At 71.7% G+C, this 17,873-nt stretch carries 17 protein-coding genes and 1 pseudogene; 11 read left to right on the forward strand and 7 right to left on the reverse strand.

Features of this window, described 5'->3' with window-relative positions:
- Positions 1-555, forward strand: a pseudogene (locus ACIQM0_RS17430) (xylose isomerase); the annotation flags it as partial.
- 76 nt (positions 556-631) lie between these two features.
- Here ACIQM0_RS17430 and ACIQM0_RS17435 read toward each other — a convergent pair.
- From ACIQM0_RS17435 to ACIQM0_RS17450, 4 genes are all read right to left on the reverse strand, one after another.
- Positions 632-1,879: an ROK family protein gene (locus ACIQM0_RS17435; protein WP_401287227.1), complete on the reverse strand. Its 1,248-nt coding sequence runs from the start codon at positions 1,877-1,879 to the stop codon at positions 632-634.
- 102 nt (positions 1,880-1,981) lie between these two features.
- Positions 1,982-2,629 (reverse strand): DUF305 domain-containing protein, encoded by a 648-nt coding sequence (locus ACIQM0_RS17440; RefSeq protein ID WP_401287230.1) that lies wholly within the window; start codon positions 2,627-2,629, stop codon positions 1,982-1,984.
- Positions 2,626-3,276: a DUF3105 domain-containing protein gene (locus ACIQM0_RS17445; RefSeq protein ID WP_401287231.1), complete on the reverse strand. Its 651-nt coding sequence runs from the start codon at positions 3,274-3,276 to the stop codon at positions 2,626-2,628. The genes ACIQM0_RS17440 and ACIQM0_RS17445 overlap by 4 nt, the downstream gene beginning before the upstream one ends.
- Before the next feature lie 91 nt (positions 3,277-3,367).
- Positions 3,368-3,793 carry a hypothetical protein gene (locus ACIQM0_RS17450; protein WP_401287234.1) on the reverse strand — a complete coding sequence of 142 codons (426 nt, stop codon included), beginning with the start codon at positions 3,791-3,793 and terminating at the stop codon, positions 3,368-3,370.
- Between the two features lie 113 nt (positions 3,794-3,906).
- Between ACIQM0_RS17450 and ACIQM0_RS17455 the strand changes: the two genes are divergently transcribed.
- A complete protein-coding gene (locus ACIQM0_RS17455) occupies positions 3,907-4,755 on the forward strand; it encodes a phospholipid scramblase-related protein (RefSeq protein WP_401287236.1) in 849 nt (282 codons plus the stop codon).
- Positions 4,756-4,828: 73 nt separating this feature from the next.
- Here the strand turns inward: ACIQM0_RS17455 and ACIQM0_RS17460 are convergent, their stop codons facing one another.
- Positions 4,829-6,172: a uracil-xanthine permease family protein gene (locus ACIQM0_RS17460; RefSeq protein WP_401287238.1), complete on the reverse strand. Its 1,344-nt coding sequence runs from the start codon at positions 6,170-6,172 to the stop codon at positions 4,829-4,831.
- A gap of 8 nt (positions 6,173-6,180) precedes the next feature.
- The gene (locus ACIQM0_RS17465) at positions 6,181-7,305 is read right to left on the reverse strand and encodes an aryl-sulfate sulfotransferase (RefSeq protein WP_401287241.1); all 1,125 of its coding nucleotides are present in this window, start codon (positions 7,303-7,305) and stop codon (positions 6,181-6,183) included.
- A 108-nt stretch (positions 7,306-7,413) separates the two neighbouring features.
- Here ACIQM0_RS17465 and ACIQM0_RS17470 point away from each other — a divergent pair, with 108 nt between their 5' ends.
- Positions 7,414-8,001 carry a helix-turn-helix domain-containing protein gene (locus ACIQM0_RS17470; RefSeq protein WP_401287243.1) on the forward strand — a complete coding sequence of 196 codons (588 nt, stop codon included), beginning with the start codon at positions 7,414-7,416 and terminating at the stop codon, positions 7,999-8,001.
- Between the two features lie 77 nt (positions 8,002-8,078).
- Here the strand turns inward: ACIQM0_RS17470 and ACIQM0_RS17475 are convergent, their stop codons facing one another.
- Entirely contained in the window at positions 8,079-8,837 is a 759-nt protein-coding gene (locus ACIQM0_RS17475; protein WP_401287246.1) for a VOC family protein, read from the reverse strand.
- A gap of 192 nt (positions 8,838-9,029) precedes the next feature.
- Between ACIQM0_RS17475 and ACIQM0_RS17480 the strand changes: the two genes are divergently transcribed.
- From ACIQM0_RS17480 to ACIQM0_RS17515, 8 genes are all read left to right on the forward strand, one after another.
- The gene (locus ACIQM0_RS17480) at positions 9,030-10,673 is read left to right on the forward strand and encodes an FUSC family protein (protein WP_401288005.1); all 1,644 of its coding nucleotides are present in this window, start codon (positions 9,030-9,032) and stop codon (positions 10,671-10,673) included.
- Positions 10,670-11,176 (forward strand): MarR family winged helix-turn-helix transcriptional regulator, encoded by a 507-nt coding sequence (locus ACIQM0_RS17485; protein ID WP_401287249.1) that lies wholly within the window; start codon positions 10,670-10,672, stop codon positions 11,174-11,176. The genes ACIQM0_RS17480 and ACIQM0_RS17485 overlap by 4 nt, the downstream gene beginning before the upstream one ends.
- A gap of 536 nt (positions 11,177-11,712) precedes the next feature.
- Entirely contained in the window at positions 11,713-13,326 is a 1,614-nt protein-coding gene (locus tag ACIQM0_RS17490; RefSeq protein ID WP_401287252.1) for a sensor histidine kinase, read from the forward strand.
- Complete coding sequence (locus tag ACIQM0_RS17495) at positions 13,323-13,730, forward strand: roadblock/LC7 domain-containing protein (protein WP_024494673.1); 408 nt, start codon at positions 13,323-13,325, stop codon at positions 13,728-13,730. Before ACIQM0_RS17490 ends, ACIQM0_RS17495 begins: the two co-directional genes overlap by 4 nt.
- Positions 13,727-14,098 carry a DUF742 domain-containing protein gene (locus ACIQM0_RS17500; RefSeq protein WP_401287255.1) on the forward strand — a complete coding sequence of 124 codons (372 nt, stop codon included), beginning with the start codon at positions 13,727-13,729 and terminating at the stop codon, positions 14,096-14,098. The genes ACIQM0_RS17495 and ACIQM0_RS17500 overlap by 4 nt, the downstream gene beginning before the upstream one ends.
- Complete coding sequence (locus ACIQM0_RS17505; protein WP_401287258.1) at positions 14,079-14,693, forward strand: GTP-binding protein; 615 nt, start codon at positions 14,079-14,081, stop codon at positions 14,691-14,693. Before ACIQM0_RS17500 ends, ACIQM0_RS17505 begins: the two co-directional genes overlap by 20 nt.
- A gap of 96 nt (positions 14,694-14,789) precedes the next feature.
- The gene (locus ACIQM0_RS17510; RefSeq protein ID WP_401287261.1) at positions 14,790-16,346 is read left to right on the forward strand and encodes a cytochrome P450; all 1,557 of its coding nucleotides are present in this window, start codon (positions 14,790-14,792) and stop codon (positions 16,344-16,346) included.
- 136 nt (positions 16,347-16,482) lie between these two features.
- Complete coding sequence (locus ACIQM0_RS17515; RefSeq protein WP_401287264.1) at positions 16,483-17,823, forward strand: 6-phospho-beta-glucosidase; 1,341 nt, start codon at positions 16,483-16,485, stop codon at positions 17,821-17,823.
- The last annotated feature ends 50 nt before the right edge of the window (positions 17,824-17,873 follow it).

The following is a 17,873-nucleotide window of genomic DNA, read 5'->3' on the forward strand; positions in this document are numbered from 1 at the left end:
GAGCGCCTGGAGCGCCCGGAGATGTACGGCGTGAACCCCGAGGTCGGCCACGAGCAGATGGCCGGGCTGAACTTCGCCCACGGCATCGCACAGGCGATCTGGTCGGGCAAGCTGTTCCACATCGACCTCAACGGCCAGTCGGGCATCAAGTACGACCAGGACCTCCGCTTCGGCGCCGGCGACCTGCGCCAGGCCTTCTGGCTCGTCGACCTGCTGGAGACGGCCGGCTACGAGGGCCCGCGCCACTTCGACTTCAAGCCGCCGCGGACCGAGGACTACGACGGGGTCTGGGCCTCGGCCGCGGGCTGCATGCGTAACTACCTGATCCTCAAGGACCGGGCCGCCGCTTTCCGCGCCGACCCGGTCGTGCAGGACGCGCTGCGCGCCTCCCGGCTGGACGAGCTGGCGCAGCCCACCGCCGCCGACGGCGTGGCCGGGCTGCTCGCCGACCGCTCCGCCTACGAGGACTTCGACGTGACGGCCGCGGCGGAGCGCGGCATGGCGTTCGAGGCCCTGGACCAGCTGGCGATGGACCACCTGCTCGGCGTCCGCTGACCCTGCCGCACGGGGTGAGGCAGTGACGGAGGGGACGGACGCGGCGCACGCGTCCGTCCCCTCCGTCCTCCTCGGCTCAACGCTCCGTGGTCCGGCCCGCGTACGCCACCGGGTCGGCGAGTACGTCCGTCATCACCAGGGCCGCCGCACCCCGTGCCGCGTCACCCGCGACGGACGAGGCACGCAGCCGGCCGCTGCCCGGCGACCACAGCCCGGACACCACCCGGTCCGTCAGCTCCTGGTCGACGGGCGGCGACAGCCACGGCATCAGATTCCGGTAGATCCCGCCGAGCACCACGGCGTCGGGGTCCAGCAGATTCACCGCCCCCGACAGCACCCGGCCCAGCATCCGGCCCGCCCCGGCGACCGCGGCCACCGCCCGTTCGTCACCCGCCCGGGTGTGCCGCTCCAGCTCGGCCACCCCGACGCCGCTGGCGGTCTCCTCGATACCGGCGGCCCGCAGGAGCGCCGCCTGCCCCGCGTACTGCTCCAGACAGCCGCGCGAACCGCACCGGCACTGCGGCCCCTCCGAGTCCACCACCACATGCCCGATCTCCCCGGCGAACCCGTGCGCCCCGCGCAGCAGCTCGCCGTTGATGACCAGGGCGCCGCCGACACCGATCTCGCCGGTCAGGTAGAGGAAGCTCCGGATCCGTTCCAGCCCGCCGAACCACAGCTCGGCCAGTGCCGCCAGATTGGCCTCGTTCTCCGAACTCACGGTCAGCGCCTCGTGGCCGGGGCGCTCGGCGGCCAGTGAGGCCGCGAACAGTTCCTGGGCCGGGACCTGGTTCCAGCCCAGGTTCGGGGCCTGGCGCACCGAGCCGCCCGAGACGAGACCGGGCAGCGCCAACGTGACACCGACCGGGAACAGCTCCTGCTCGCCCGCCGACTCCAGGGTCCGCGCGGCGATCCCGGCCGCCCGTGCCAGTACCTCCGCGGGTGGCGCGCCCCGGTTGTCGAGGTGCTCGGTGAGCCGGACCCGGCCGGTGCCGGCCAGATCGACGACGCACACCGACACATAGTCGATGTTGACCTCGACACCGAGCCCGGCCGGACCGGTCCGGGCCATCTTGAGCGCGGTGCCGGGCCGGCCCGCCTGCCCGCTGAACGTCTTGCCGGACTCGGTGAGGAACCCGCTGTCGAGCAGTTGCTCGACGAGCGAGGACACGGCGGCCCGCGTCAGCCCGACCCGCGCGGCGACCCCGGCCCGGGTCGCCTCGCCCTCGCCCTCGTCACGGACGGCCCGCAGCACGAGGCTGAGGTTGCTGCGCCGGACGGTGTCCTTGTCGGCCTTGGGCCCCAGCGGCGTGAGGTTGCTCTTCATATCGGGCCGAGCCTATGCGATCCCGTACGCCAGTACGGTCGGGATACGACGGACCCCGGCCCGGCCACGCCCTGCTCAAGGGGCGTGGCCGGGCGGGTGCGCTCAGGCCGGGGCCCCGCGCTCCTTGAGCATGTCCGCCATGAGCGTGATCTCCGACCGCTGGCCCAGCACCATGCCGGAGGCCAGGTTCCTGATCTCGTCGGTGCCCGCCGCCGCCGCGGCGGCCTGCGCCATGTCGGCACCGGCCCGGTGGTGCGCGGTCATCAGCCGCAGGAACAGCACCTCGGCGTCCCTGCCCTTCGCCGCCCGCAGCGCGTCGAGTTCGGTGTCGGTCGCCATGCCGGGCATCAGCGCCCCGTCGCCGCGCGGGGCGACGGTGTGACCCATCCACTCCATGGGCGGGCCGGGCGAACTCTTCGCGCGGCCCCACATCTCCAGCCAGCCCAGCATCATGCCGCGCTGGTTGGCCTGGGTGTTGATGATGTCGAACGCGAGCCGGCGCACCGCCGCGTCGGTGGTCCGGTCCCTGACGATGAACGACATCTCGACCGCCTGCTGGTGGTGGACCGCCATGTCCCGCGCGAACCCCACGTCCGCGGAGGCCTCGCCGGGAGCGGACGCCGCCGCCGTCGAGGCCGGGGCCGAGGCGGAGGGGCGCGCCAGCATGAGCGCGACCAAGGCCAGCGCCAGCAGCAACAGAGCGCCGCCGGCCAGCACCAGAGGGCGGGACGCACGTGCCGAGGAGGTCACTTGGAGATCCCTCCGCTGCACGCGGCACCCAGCTCGGGGGTCTGCGGGCCCTGGACGTACTTGGTGAAGAACTGTGCCACCCGGGCGTCGGTGGCGCTCTCCACGGTCAGCTGCTTCCCCCAGGCACTGAGCATCAAGGGGGCGGCCTGGTCCTCGACCGGGCTCATCAGGGAGTACGGGGTGGCCGAGACCCGTTCGCCGAGCTTCTTGACGTCGGCGGGCTTCGCCTCGCCGGTGTACGTGACCCAGACGGCGCCGTGCTCCAGCGAGTGGACCGCGTTCTCCTTCGGTATCGCCTCCGTGTAGACGTCGGCGTCGCAGTTCATCCACACCGGGTTGTGGTCGCCGCCGACCGGCGGGTTCATCGGGTAGTCGACCTTCTTGTCGACGTGCTCCTGCGAGAGCTTGTCCCAGCTCTTCTCACCCTGGACGGGTGAGGACTTGGCGGCCGTCTCGGCCTTGTCCTGCTTGTCGGAGGCGTTCATCAGATAGCCGCCGCCCGCGACGAGACCGGCCACGACGGCGACGGCGGCGGTGATCGTGATGATGCGGCTGCGGCGCTCTCGGGCCCGCTCCTTGCGGCGGGCCCCCTCCAGCTTGGCGCGGCGGGCGGTGGCAGGCGTGGGCTGCTTCTTGGCGGAGGCCATGACGGTTCCTCGGGTTCGTGAGCCGGACGGTTTCAGGCGTGCGGGTGTGTCCCCGGAGACAGGGGGACAGGCGCTGCTGCGGAAACACGGCCTAGATCCGTTGAACCTGGAGGCGCAGGCGGTCGACGTCGCCGACGGCGTCGTTGGAGGGGCCCCGGATGCCTTCGGCGCCGGTGAGGGAGCCCGCCGGGAGGATGGCCGGGGCGGAGGGGAGCGCGGCCGGTGCGGGCGCGGCGGGCAGGACGACCGCCGTCGAGTGCTCGGGCGCGATGTGGCAGGAACTCCCCAGACCCCGGTCCCCCGGGGCGTCGGCCACCACGATCCGCGCCGCGGCCGCGGGTACCGGAGTGAAGGACCGGGGAGCGGAGGCGAAGGCGGAACCGTGCCGTGCCTCGGCGGACCGCGCGGAGGTGAGCGAACAGCACGACACCATGGCGAGGAGGACGAACGCCCAGCCGAGCAGCACCGAGGCGCGGGCGTCGCGCACCCGGTCGGTTCGTTCGCTCGGCCTGTTCATCCGGGACATCGTACCGGTGTGTGAACTTTCAATGAGTGCGGATCGCGGTTCGGGAAGCTGTGGATGTGCGGGGAGGGGGTCCCGCCGGGGACGTGGCGGGATAGTGTGCCCCGGTGACAACGCACTCGAACGTATCTGCGGGCTGGTATCCGGATCCGCACGGCGCGCCCCAGCTGCTGCGCTACTGGGACGGCTCCCAGTGGACCGAGCACACCAACCCGGCGGGCGGGCAGCCGCAGGCGCCGGCCCAGGGTCAGGCCCCCGCTCAGGCGCAGGCGCCGCAGCAGGCGGCCGCGGTGCCGCAGCAGGGGGCTCACCCCCAGCAGGGCGGTCACCCGCAGCAGGGTGGCGCCCCGGGTGCGGGTTCGCTCTTCAACCAGCAGGTCCTGGTGGTGAACCAGAAGGCCAAGCTGATCGAGGTGACGAACGAGTACAGCGTCTTCGACCAGCACGGCAACACCGTCGGCTCGGTCGTCGAGGTGGGGCAGAACGCGCTGCGCAAGGTGCTGCGCTTCCTCACCAGCATCGACCAGTACCTGACCCACCGTCTCGAAATCCGCGACGCCTACGGTCAGCCGCAGCTCCTGCTCACCCGCCCGGCGAAGTTCATCAAGTCCCGGGTCATCGTGCAGCGGCCGGACGGCGCACAGGTCGGCGAGATCGTCCAGCAGAACGCCATCGGCAAGATCAACTTTGCGATCATGGTCGACGGGCAGCAGGTCGGTGCGATCAAGGCGGAGAACTGGCGCGCCTGGAACTTCGCGATCGTGGACCACAACGACGCCGAGATAGCCCGGATCACCAAGACCTGGGAAGGCCTCGCCAAGACGCTGTTCACCACGGCGGACAACTACGTGCTGCAGATCCACTACCAGCTGCCCGAGCCGCTGCTCAGCCTGGTGATCGCGACGGCGCTGACCGTGGACACCGCCCTCAAGCAGGACTCGCGCGGCCTCGGCTGAGTCCGGCCCCTGCGCAGGTAACCGCCGGCGCCCCGCACACCATGGTGTGCGGGGCGCCGGCGGTTACGTGTACTCAGCCCGCCGGGCCGTCCTTGTCGCTCCCGGGCCCACCGTCCGGCGGCCCCAGCCTCGCGAACACCGCCGCGAGGACCACAGCGGCCAGTGCCCCGGCGGCCACGCCGCTGCCGAAGACCGTCCGGGCCCACACCGGCAGCCCCGCGTACATCTCGGGGGCGAAGACCGGCAGCAGCCCGACGCAGAGCGCGAGCGCGACCACGATGCCGTTGGTGCCGTGGGTGAGGTTCTCCCTGCTGAGCATGCCGAACCCCATCGTCGCGATCACCGCGTAGATGATCAGCCCCGCGGCGCCGACCACCGGCTCCGGGATGGCGGCGAGCAGCCGGGTGAGCGGCGTGATGAGACCGCACAGGATCAGCAGCACCCCCGCGCCCGCGGTGACGAACCGGCTGCGCACCCTGGTCAGCTGGACAATGCCGATGTTCTCGGCACTGGTCACCATCAGCGACGTACCGAAGACCCCGGCGCCCAGCGAGGTCACGGCGTCCGCGCGGGAGATCCGCGGAACGTCCCGGGCCGGGTCCGGAGTACGTCCCACCGCCTCACTGTTCAGGACGGTCTGCCCGGTCGCCTCCGCCAGCGAGGCGAGCGCGAACACCAGCAGCGGCACGGCGGCCAGCAGGTCGAAGTGCGGCGTGCCGTACGGGAACGGGTCGGGCAGCGCGAACGTGCTGCCGTGCGCCATGTGGAACGCCGTACCGCTGAGCGCGGCGACGGCCGTGCCTCCCACGAGACCGAAGAGCACCGACATCTGCCGCCAGACACCGCGCATGAACAGGAAGAACAGGGCGATGATGCCGAGCGTGGCGAAGCCGAGCCCCGGCCCAGAGGCGATCATCGGCGCGGTGATCTTGATCATGTTGATCCCGATCAGGACCACCGTCGTGCCCATCACCAGCGGCGGGAAGAACCGCACCAGCCGCCCGTAGAGCGGCAGCACGGCGATCAGGAAGACCGCAGCGATCAGCACGGAGCCGGAGGCCGTGGCCGGCCCGTGCTCCTTGGCGACCTGGAGGAAGATCGCCACCGCCGCGCCGCCCGGCAGCATCAGGAACGGCAGCCGGGCGCCGATGCGCAGCGCCTTCACGCCCAGCGACTGGAGCAGCGCCCCGACCCCGCACAGCACGAGCGTGGCGCTGAGCAGCGACGCCGTCTGGGACGCGGTCAGCGACAGCGTCGTGCCGATCAGGATGACCGAGGAGACGGGGGCGGCGACCCCGGCGAGCAGATGCTGGAAGGCCAGCGGGACCAGCCGGGGGAGCGGGAGCCGCTCGTCGACCGGCGCGACGGACGGGACCGGGCCGGCGGGGACGGCCGTGTCGGGGACGGGGGAGGCCATGGTCCGGCTCAGCCCTTCGGGACGTCGAGCCAGGGGAGTTCCCCGGCCGAGTAGCGGTAGGAGCGGAACACGGCGTTGGGCTCGGACGGGAACAGCTTGCGCACTTCTTCTTCCCTGTAGCCGCCGAAGAACGGCACGATGTACTCCCAGCACAGATAGCCGTCCCGGGTGACCTCGAAGAGGCGTCCGGCCGGGGAGTCCGTCACCAGGGTGTTCCCGTTCGGCAGGCGCTGGGCGCTGCCCATGAACGGAGCGAAGAACGACTCGCGTGCCGGGTCGTGGTACTCCCAGACAATGGTGCCAGTCGACCGTTCGATCTCGATGACCCGGCTGAACGGCACGTCCCAGTGCGGGCGGAAGACGCCGTTGTCGAAGACCAGGAAGTTGCCGTTCTCCAGCTCGGTCGGGCAGTGCTGCTGCGAGACGACGCCGGGCTCGCTGCGCCAGATGATCTCGCCGGTCTCCCGGCTGATGACGATGACGGCGGAGGCGGAGCGCAGACTCGCCAGGATGTTGCCGTCGCTGGTCGGCAGCACGCTGTTGATCAGCGGGTAGTGCTCGCGCGAGTAGTCCGGGTGCAGCGGGAAGTCCTCGCGGTCGAGGTGCTCGGAGACCTTCCACTCCCAGACCGTGGTGCCCTCGGCGTCCACCTCGACGATGGTGTCCGCCCAGACCGTGCCGTCGGGCTCCGAGCCGGGGACCCCGCCCCGGACCGCGGCGGCGGCCTCGCCGGTCAGCGGCTCCAGGGCGGCGTACAGAAGCCGGCCGTCGCCGTAGTGGTACGCGTCGTGGTGCTGGTAGCGGTCGCGGTGCTCGCGCACGACGGTGCCGTCGGGGGTGATCTCCTGCATGATCCCGCCGCGGTACTTGTGCCACATCGGGAAGAGCGCCGGCTCGTCCGGGAGGACGCCGCTGTACGCGAGATTGCCGTTGGGCAGGATCCTGGCGTGCCGTCCCGGCCGGTGCGGGAGGTTCCACCGGTGGACGACCGCACCGCGCATGTCGATGAGATACACCTCGCCACCGCCGGTCAGCGGGGCGAAGAGGGTGTACCCGCCGTAGGAGGCTTCCTCGTCCAGGGCTATGAGCCCGGTGCCACGGCGCCGTCGCTGGTTCTGGTCCACGAGGGGCATGGATCGGTCCTCCCGGTTAACTTTATTAGGTGGGACTTAAAAGATTAACCGGCCCGGTAGGCTGCTCACTGCCCCGCCGGCTGTGGTGTGCGGCACGCGGGACACGGAATGAGTGAGATGAGCGAGGCGGACACCCCACTGGTCGGCCCGGGAATTCGCCGACGGCGCCGCGCCCTCGAACTGACCCTCGCGGAGGTCGCGCGACGGGCCGGTCTCTCCACCCCCTTCCTCAGCCAGATCGAGAACGGCCACTCCCGGCCGAGCATGGGATCGCTCCAGCGCATCGCGGACGCGCTCGACACGACCGCGGTCCAGCTCCTGGCCACGGCGGAGGCGCCCCGCCCCGTCGACGTGGTGCGCGGCACCTCCGCGTCCGTACGGGAGACCGGCCCGGAGGGCGGCGACGGCCTGATGCGTCCGCTGGTACGCGGCCACCAGCGCCTGCACGCCCTGGAGTTCACCGGGGACCACGACTGGGGCCGGGAGTTCAGGCACCGTAACGACGAGATCCTCTACGTCGCCGACGGCGCGGCGGAGGTCGAGGCGGACGGCCACTTCTACCGCCTGGAGCGCGGCGACACCCTCTACTGCGCGGGCGGCCTCCTCCACCGCTGGCGCCCGATCGAACAGGGCACCCGCGTCCTGGTGGTCGGCATCGCGGACCACGTCCAGGCGACGGACGAGCAGAGCGGCTGACCGGGCCGCCCGGCCGGGCGGCCCTCCGAGGTGGCTGCCCCGGTTGGCGCGCACCGGCCACGCGCGGGGAAGCGCCCCTACCCGTCCGTCCGGTGAATACCGAACGCGGCGCCCTGCGGGTCCCGGATCACGGCGATCCGCGGGCCCTGCGGAATGCTCGTGGGCGGCATCAGCAGCTCGCCGCCGGCCCGCTGCGCGGAGCCGGCCGCCGCGTCGACGTCCGTGACCACGAAGTAAGGCAGCCAGTGCGGCCGCATCCGAGGCGGGAACTTCTCGTCCATCGTCAGCACGCCGCCGAAGTCCGCGCCGTCGACACCCCACTGCGGATACGTCTCCGAGGCGCTGACCGTCCAGCCGAGGACGGCGGGGTAGAAGGCGAGCGCCGGTCCGGACTCACGGGTGACGAGCTCGGCCCAGCCCAGCGTGCCCGGGGCGTTGAACAGGTCGGCGCCCGCGAACGCGCGGCCCTGCCACAGCGAGAACACCGCGCCGGACGGGTCCGCGGCCACGGCATACCTGCCCTGGTCGAAGATGTCCATCGGGCCGACCAGCAGCGAACCGCCCGCCGCCGTGACCTTCTCGGCCGAGGCGTCCGCGTCCCCGGTGGCGAACGAGACCGTCCAGGCCGGCGGCTGCCCCGGCTGGTAGACCGGGCTGAGCGCGGCGACGCGGGCATCGCCGAGGTGCGCCATGGTGTAGCCGCCCGCCTCCTCGCGCGGATCGGTCTCGCACCGCCAGCCGAAGAGCGCCGCGTAGAACGATGCGGCTGCCGGGACGTCGGAGGTGCTCAGCTCGATCCAGCAGGGACCACCGGGCACCGGTGCGGTGAGCTTCATTCGCTTTCTCCGTGTCTGTGTCGGTCTGTGTGACTCCTTCGCCAACGTGAACGCTAGGGCCGTACGCGGCGGCGGGCCATCGGTGCGGAGATACCGGTCAAAGTATTTTATGTGTGTAATACCTGCTAACGTATTTGGGTGAGCGATACACCTGTACGGTCCCGTCGGCAGCCCTCCGTCCGCAGACTCCCCATGGCGGCGCCGCTGCGCCTGGTCCAGCCCTCGGACATGTGGCTCAAACCGGCGTCCAGCGTGGTCGTGGCCACGGCGATACCCAACCTGGTGCTGTTCTCCGTCGACCGCCTCGACCTCGTGATGTACACGATGGCCGGCTCGCTCTGTGCGCTCTACGGCCACAGCCTGCCGTACGCGCGACGCGCCCGGACCGTCGTCGGCGTCGTCCTCGGGATGCTCGCCGGCCTGGCGGTATCCCTGGTCACGGCGTCGCTGACCGATTCGACCGCCGTCCTGATCGCCGTCGGCGCCCTCCTGGCGGCCGGGCAGAAGCTCCTCTGCGACGCCACCCGGATCGGGCCCCCCGGACCGCTCATCTTCACCTTCGTCAGCTCCGCCGCCCTGTTCGCCCCGCAGCACCTGGGTCAGGTGCCCGGCCATCTCGCCCTGACCCTCGGCGCGGGCGCGGTCTCCTGGCTGGTCACCGTCGCCGGTCCCGCCCTCATCCGCCGCGAGGGACCCGAGCGCCACGCGACGGCCCGCGCCCTGAACGCCGCCGCGGCTTACGCCGCCGAGCCCGGTCACCGCACCCGGCGCGCCGCGGTCGCCGCCGTGCACGCGGCGTGGCAGACCCTCCTCGCCACCGGCCGCCCCACCCCCGTACGCCGCGCCCTGGAACGCCTCGTCGTCCACGCGGAGGCCGCGCTCTCCGCGGGCGGCGGAACTCCCGGCGCCGACCCGGCCCTGCTGCGCGACTGGGCCGCGCGGACCCGGGCCCGCGGACCGGTGCCCACCCCGCCGGCCGCCCCCGGAACGGCCGCCGAACTCTTCGGTATCGAAGCAGAACGCGCCGTCCTGCGCCCCACCGCCCCCGGAGAGGCGCGCCGCGCACTGCTCCGCCGCCTCGGCCCCGGGTCCCCGCTGCTGCCCATCGCGGCCCGCGCCCTCATCGGCTGCGCCCTGGCCGGCTACGTCTCTTCGGCCGCCGGTGTCGGCCGCCCCTACTGGGCGATCGTCACCGCGGCCTCCCTCTACCAGGCCAACGTCACGCTCTCCTGGAACCGGACGCTCCAGCGCACCCTCGGCAACCTCCTCGGCGTCCTCGTCTTCGCCGCCGTCCTCCCGGTGACGCGGACCGGCCCCCTGGCCCTGATCGGCTTCTGCCTCTTCTTCAGCTTCGCCGCCGAGGCGCTGATCACCCGCAACTACTGGCTCGGCTCCGTCGCCGTGACCCCGATGGCCCTCCTGGTCCTGGAGTACGCCGGCAGCCACCCGGCCGGTGAACTCATCGGCGACCGGGTCCTGGACACCGTCATCGGCGCCGCCGTCGGATTCCTCGCCGCGCTGCTCGTCACCAACCGTCGCGCCGCCGGCCGGGTGGAAACGGCACTGGCGGCCGCCGAACTGGCCCGCGCCCACGCCGTGCGGACCCTCGCGGCCCCCGGCCCCGGACCCGCCGCCCTCGAAGCCGCCCGCCGCAGGCTCACCGGGTCACTGGTCGAACTGCGCGAGGCCGACGACACGGCGGCCGGCGAGTGGTGGCAGCGCGACCTGCCCCAGGAGGAGGTGCTGGCCGCCGAGCAGGCCGGACACCGTACGCTCGCGGCGACAGCGAAACGGCAGGGGCTGATCGCCCCGGCCCCGGAGAACGGAGCGGTGTGACCGACGACATCGTCGCCTCGGTGGTACGGCAGTGGCGGGCAGTGAACCCGGACCTCGACACCGGACCCATGGAGCTCATCGGCCGGATCAACCGCTGTGCCGCCCTGCTCCAGCAGGCGGAGGACGCCCCGCTGCGGGCGGCCGGACTGACCCGTGCCGAGTTCGACCTGCTCGGCGCCGTGCGCCGTACGGACCGGGAACTCACCCCCGGCGAACTGGCGAGGGAGACGTTCTCCTCCGGTGCGGCCGTGACCAAGCGCCTCCGGGTCCTCCAGGAGCGAGGCCTCATCGGTCGCCGCAGCGACGACCGGGACCGCAGGGTCGCGCACGTCCGGCTCACCGACGAGGGGCGGGAGCTCGTCGACGGGCTGCTGCCCCAGCAGCTGGCCTACGAACGCGCGGTGCTCTCCGGCCTCGACGCGGAGTCCCGCGACCGGCTCAGCGCGCAGCTCAGCGAGCTGCTGGTGCAGTTGGAGGGGCGCATCGGAGGCGCCCGCCGCTGACCGTCCCCGGCGCGGCGCCCCGTCAGGCTCGTTGCGCGGCCGCCCGTCAGGCCGGGCCGAGCGGCTCGTTCGTACGGCGGCCGTGTGCTCCATCCGTGTGACAGTCATGAATCTGTTCCTTTTGATCCACTTCGATCACATGTGCCTTTGTCCCGTGGTCCGGTACGGAACGGGTCACTCGGGCGCCGATCTGTTCGCCGACTCCTCCAATTGCCCTACTGGCAAGGTGAGTTGAGGTCGCTCCGTAGGGGCGGGCGGCAGAGAGGGTGTCCCGTGGTGCGGGACATGGGGGAGTGATTCTCCCGAAATCCTCCGGCCCGTCACTCCCCGCACACGCGTGAAAGCGGTGCGTGCAAAACCCGCGAGTGTATTACCGCTGGAGTGCTCGCGCAGGGCGTTGGGTGAATGTGCCGAAGCACTGTTTCGATCTGACTAAGCTCACGCGCAGTGAAGTCGAGTTGATGTGAATTCGAGCGCTTGTTCCCAACTGTTCTGTAAGCGCGTATATCTCCCGAGTCAACCGCCAGAGGTTTTAGATGGTTCGTGTTGAATCACCGCCGATCGACCGAGAAACACCTGTCGTCCGCGCCGTGTTGCTGCCCGTTGTCACGATGGCGGGTGTGACTGCCGCCGCTGTGGCACTGGTTGCCGACGCCGCGCGAATGCCCGTGGTCTGGTGCGGCGCCTTTGCCACCGTCGTGGTCGCCGTGCTCACCGCCGAACTCGCCCGCCGCGCACGTACGATCCGCCGGCAGCGCGCCGCGTACGACCACCGCTGCGCCGGCCTGGAACGGCGTCTCGCCAACCACGACGAAGAGACCGTACGGATCAGCAAGGAGCTCCTGCCCGCCGCGATCCACCGGCTGCGGGTCGGCAACTCCCCCGACGAGGTGCTGCGCGACGTCGTGGACTCCGACCCGGTCTACCGGCATCTCCCCGACGCCCAGCGCTCCCTCGTCTACACGGTGCTGGACATCATCGACAACGAGGAGGCGACGCGTGACTCCGCGCAGCGCGCCTTCGTCAACGTCGCCCGCCGCGTCCAGGCGATCGTCCACCGGCAGGCCAGTGAACTGCGGGAGATGGAGGAGCACCACGGGCGCAACCCCGACGTCTTCGACGACCTGCTCCGCATCGACCACGGCACCGCGCTGATCGGCCGGCTCGCCGACTCCATCGCCGTCCTCGGCGGTGCCCGCCCCAGCCGTCAGTGGCCCAAGCCCGTACCGCTGTTCAGCGTGCTGCGCGGTGCCATGTCGCGGATCCTGGAGTACCCGCGCGTCGATCTGCACTCGATCGCCAAGGTCGCCATCATCGGCACCGCGGTCGAACCGCTCATCCACGCCTGCGCCGAACTCCTCGACAACGCCACCCGGTACTCACCGCCGCAGACCCGTGTGCACGTCACCGCCGTAGAGGTCCAGACCGGCATCGCCATCGAGATCGAGGACGGCGGCGTCAGCCTCAGCGAGGAGGCCCGCGCACGGGCCGAGAACATGCTCGCCAGGGCCCAGGCCGGCTCCAGCATGAACGACCTCGGCGAGTCCCCGCGGCTCGGCATGGCGGTCGTCGGCCGACTGGCGCGGATGTACGACCTCCAGGTCTCACTGCGGCAGTCCGCGTACGGAGGTGTCCGCGCGGTGCTCATCGTGCCCCGCTCCATGATCACCACCGGCCCCGCTCCCGGTATCGCCCACGGCATCGGCGCCACGTCGCGGCCCACCAGCGACATCGACCTCGCTGACCTGAAGCATGTCGTCCCGGCACGCAGCAGCCACCGCAAGCCCAGCCCCCTGGTCGCCCGTCCGGCCACCGGCCCGGTGGCACCCGCCGCCCGCCCGGCAGCCCCCGCCGGCCCGGCCGTCGCCATGGAGGACGAACTCCCCGTGGTGACGGAGTGGACGGCGGGCGGACTTCCGCAACGCCGTAGCCGCGGCCGCGCACCGCTGGGTTCGCACCACCTCCCCGCGCAGCCCGCGGACCCCACCGCGGGCCGGACCAACGGCCACGGAAACGGCCATGAGAACGGCAAGGAACCGCCTCCCGGGATCTGGCTGGAGGCGTTCACCAAGGCCGCCAACGGGGTTCCCCAGGAACCCAGGCCCGACGAAGACTCCGATGACGCGTGGGACAAGGGAGACCTGAAGTGATCCAGCAACGGGGCAACATGGACTGGATGCTCAAAGAGCTGGCCGACGACGTTCCGGACATCCACCAGATCGTGGTCCTCTCCGCCGACGGTCTGCGCATCGCCCGGCACGGCGGCGACCCCGATGTCGCGGACCGGCTCGCGGCGGCCTGTGCCGGACTGCAGAGCCTGGCCGCGGCCGTGGCATCGGAGATCCCGTACAGCGACGGCCGGATGCGGCTCGTCGTCATCGAGGTCACCGGCGGGTTCTTCTACCTGATGGCCGCGGGGGCCGGTGCGTATCTCGCCGTGCTCGCCGGTGAGACGGTGGACGCCGGACTCGTCGGATCGCGGATGCGCGACATGGTCGTACGGATCGGCGCCCATCTGACGAGCCCGCCCCGGCACGACGGGCAGGCCGGATGAGTTCTATCCGACGAGAACGCCGCACGGTCGATCCGGGGCTGAGCGATCCGGAACGGCTCTACGTGATCACCGGCGATCCCGACGGCAGCGATCGGGCAGCACTCGACCTCGTCACGATGGTGGTGTCGAAGTCACAGCCGACACCGACGGCCCAGCCCGAGCAGGCCGTGATCCTGCGGCTCTGCCAGGCACCCCTGTCCGTCGCCGAGATCTCCGCCTACCTCAGCCTGCCGTTCAGCGTGGTGACCTCGCTCCTCACCGATCTCCTCGCGACCGAGCTGATCGAATCGCGAGCGCCGATCATCCGCGCGACCCTCCCGGACAGGTCCCTCCTCGAAGCGGTGATGCATGGACTTCAGAAACTCTGACACGATCACGGGCCCCCGGAGCGAGGACGTCCTTCCCACCACGGCCACCGCCGCGGTGAAGGTCGTGATCGTCGGAGGGTTCGGGGTCGGCAAGACGACCATGGTCGGATCGGTCAGCGAGATCCGGCCGCTGACCACAGAAGAGACCATGACCCAGGCCGGCGTCGGCGTGGACGACAACTCCGGCGTCGAGAGCAAGACCGCCACCACGGTCGCCATGGACTTCGGCCGGATCAGCATCAGTGAGGAGCTGATCCTCTACCTCTTCGGTACCCCCGGACAGGAACGCTTCTGGTTCCTGTGGAACGGCCTGTTCGAAGGGGCACTCGGCGCCGTCGTCCTCATCGACACCCGCCGACTGGAGGTCAGCTTCGACGTCATCGGACGGCTGGAGGAACGCGGCGTGCCGTTCGTCGTCGCCGTCAACACCTTCCCCGGCGCGCCGAAGCACCCCGTCGAGGCCCTGCGCAGCGCCCTGGACCTGCCGGACGAGGTCCCGATGGTCGACTGCGACGCCCGGCTCCGCGCCTCCAGCCGCGACGTGCTGCTGACCCTGATGCGGTATCTGCACAGTACGGCCGTGCCGCTGGGCTGACGTTGACGTTCCCGAACGCGTTCAGCGCACCCGTTCCGCGCGCCCCACCGCGTATCCCATTCGTCCGGCCCTGGCAGCCTGATCCCTGGAGCGATCGTGACAACCCCATTCCACTACGAGCCCGGAGCGGCCACGGGGCCGGTTCCGCCCCCCGAGTGCCCGGCACACGGCCTCGGTATCGGCCCCGGCGGCCTGCGACGGTTCTACGGCCCGGAGGCAGAACAGGACCCGCAGGGTCTGTACGACAAGCTGCGCGCCGAGCACGGCTCGGTGGCACCCGTGCTGCTGCACGGCGACGTCCCGGCCTGGCTGGTCCTCGGGCACAGCGAGAACCTGCACATGACCCGCACCCCCTCGCAGTTCTCCCGCGACTCCCGCCGCTGGCGGGCCCTGCAGGACGGCAGCGTGGCGCCCGACCACCCACTGGCCCCGATCTTCACCTGGCAGCCGATCTGCGTCTTCGCCGACGGCGCCACCCACGAACGCCAGCGCGGCGCCGTCACCGACTCCATGGCCCGGATCGACACCCGCGGCGTCCGCCGCCACGTCAACCGCTACAGCAACCGGCTCGTCAACGACTTCTGCCGGGAGGGCCGCACCGACCTCGTCACCGACTTCGCCGAGCGGCTGCCGATGATGGTGATGTTCGCGATCCTCGGCATGCCCGAGGAGTACAACGACCGGATGGTGCAGGCCGCCCGGGACATGACCCGGGGCACCGCCACCGCCGTCCAGAGCAACGCCTATGTGCTCGCCGCGCTGAGCCGTCTCGTCGAACGGCGCCGCCGCGAACCCGCGGACGACTTCGCCACCTGGCTCGTCGAGCACCCCGCGGACATGAACGACCAGGAGGTCGCGGAGCATCTGCGGCTCATCCTGATCGCCTCCTACGAGGCGACCACCAACCTGATCGCCAGCGTGCTCCGCATGGTGCTCACCGACCCGCGGTTCCGGGCCAGGCTCAGCGGCGGTCACATGACCGTCCCCGAGGCGGTCGAGCAGAGCCTCTGGGACGAGCCGCCCTTCACCGCGGTCTTCGGCCGCTGGGCGGTCGGCGACACCGAACTGGGCGGGCAGCGCATCAAGGCGGGCGACGCCCTGATCGTCGGCATCGCCCCGGCCAACACCGACCCGGTGGTACGGCCCGACCTCAACGCCAACATGGAGGGCAACCGCGCCCACCTCGCGTTCAGCGGCGGACCGCACGAATGCCCCGGGCAGGACATCGGGCGGGCCATCGCCGACGTCGGTGTCGAGGCTTTGCTGATGCGGCTGCCCGACCTCGAACTCGCCGTCGACGACAGCGAGCTCCGGTGGGTCGGCAACATCATGGGCCGTCACCTGGTGACCCTGCCGGCCGAGTTCGCGGCGCGCCCCCCGCAGGACGACAGGGAACCGCCGTCCATGGGCAAGCCGAATCCGGCCCGCCAGGACTGGGAGGTGCAGTCGTCGGTCCGCCACACCGCGCCGATCCCGGACCGCGCCCCCGTACCGCCGGAATCGGCCGACACCGGACCGACCGGACCGACCGCCGCGGCCGACGGTTCGGCGGCAGCACCGGGCGAGGCGTCGGGCCTGATCCCGCAGCAGCGCCGGCCCGCGGCCCCGGCCCGGCTGTGGCGCGTCGTGACCCGCTGGTGGAACGGCACATGACCGGCGGCGGATGACGACGACGGCCCGGCGACAGGGGAGCGGAGCCTCCCTCCGCGCCGGGCCGTCGTCCGCCCGTCCGCGGCACCGGCCCGGCGCGCGGAGTCTCCTCGCGGTACCCCACGTACCATGCGGAAGCGTGAAGCTGACAATTCTGGGTGGCGGCGGGTTCCGGGTTCCTCTGGTGTACGGGGCGCTGCTCGCCGACCACGCCGAGGGGCGGGTCTCCGCGGTCACCCTCTACGACACGGACGCCGACCGGCTGACCGCCGTCGCCCGGGTGCTCACCGAACAGGCCGAGGGCATCCCGGACGCGCCGACCGTCGTCGCGACCACCGAGCTCGACGACGCCTTGCGCGGCGCCGACTTCGTCTTCTCCGCGATCCGGGTCGGCGGGCTCGCGGGCCGGGCCGCCGACGAACGGGTGGCCCTCGACGAAGGCGTGCTCGGCCAGGAGACCGTCGGCGCGGGCGGAATCGCCTACGGTCTGCGCACCGTGCCGGTCGCGGTCGACCTGGCCCGGCGCATCGCCCGGCTCGCACCGCACGCCTGGGTCATCAACTTCACCAACCCCGCCGGCCTGGTCACCGAGGCCATGTCCCGGCACCTCGGCGACCGCGTCATCGGCATCTGCGACTCGCCGGTCGGCCTCGGCCGCCGGATCGCCCGGGTGCTCGGCGCGGACCCCGACCGGGCCCGGGTCGACTACGTCGGCCTCAACCACCTCGGCTGGGTGCGCGGGCTGTACGTCGAGGGCCGGGACGAACTGCCGCGCCTGTTCGCCGACCCGGAACTGCTCGGCTCGTTCGAGGAGGGCAGGCTCTTCGGCGGCGACTGGCTGCGGTCCCTGGGCGCGATCCCCAACGAGTACCTGCACTACTACTACTTCAACCGCGAGGCGGTCCGCGCCTACCAGGAGGCGGAGCAGACCCGGGGCGCCTTCCTCCGCGAACAGCAAGAGGGCTTCTACGGCCGGATGAAGCACCCGGACACCCCCGCGCTGGCCACCTGGGACCGCACCCGCGCAGAGCGCGAGGCGACCTACATGTCGGAGAACCGGGATGTCGCCGGGGCCGGTGAGCGCGACGAGAGCGATCTCGACTCCGGCGGCTACGAGCAGGTCGCACTGGCCCTCATGCGGGCCGTCGCCCGGAACGAGCGGACCTCCCTGATCCTCAACGTCCGTAACCGCACCACCCTTTCGGTGCTCGACGCGGACGCCGTCATCGAGGTGCCGTGCCTCGTGGACGCCAACGGCGCCCATCCCGTCGCCGTCGACCCGCTCCCGTACCACGCCGTCGGCCTGGTCACCTCGGTCAAGGCCGTCGAACGCGCGGTGCTGGACGCCGCGGCGAGCGGTTCGCGCGCCGACGCCGTCCGGGCCTTCGCTCTGCATCCCTTGGTCGACTCGGTCTCGGTCGCCCGTCGCCTGGTCGACGGATACACCCGGGTCCACCCCGCTCTCGCCTATCTGACGTAGCACCCCTTGCGGGACACGCGCCCCGGCCGCCGCCGCGCCGATGCCCTGCC

The organism is Streptomyces sp. NPDC091387 (genome assembly GCF_044756945.1).
Classification (GTDB): domain Bacteria; phylum Actinomycetota; class Actinomycetes; order Streptomycetales; family Streptomycetaceae; genus Streptomyces.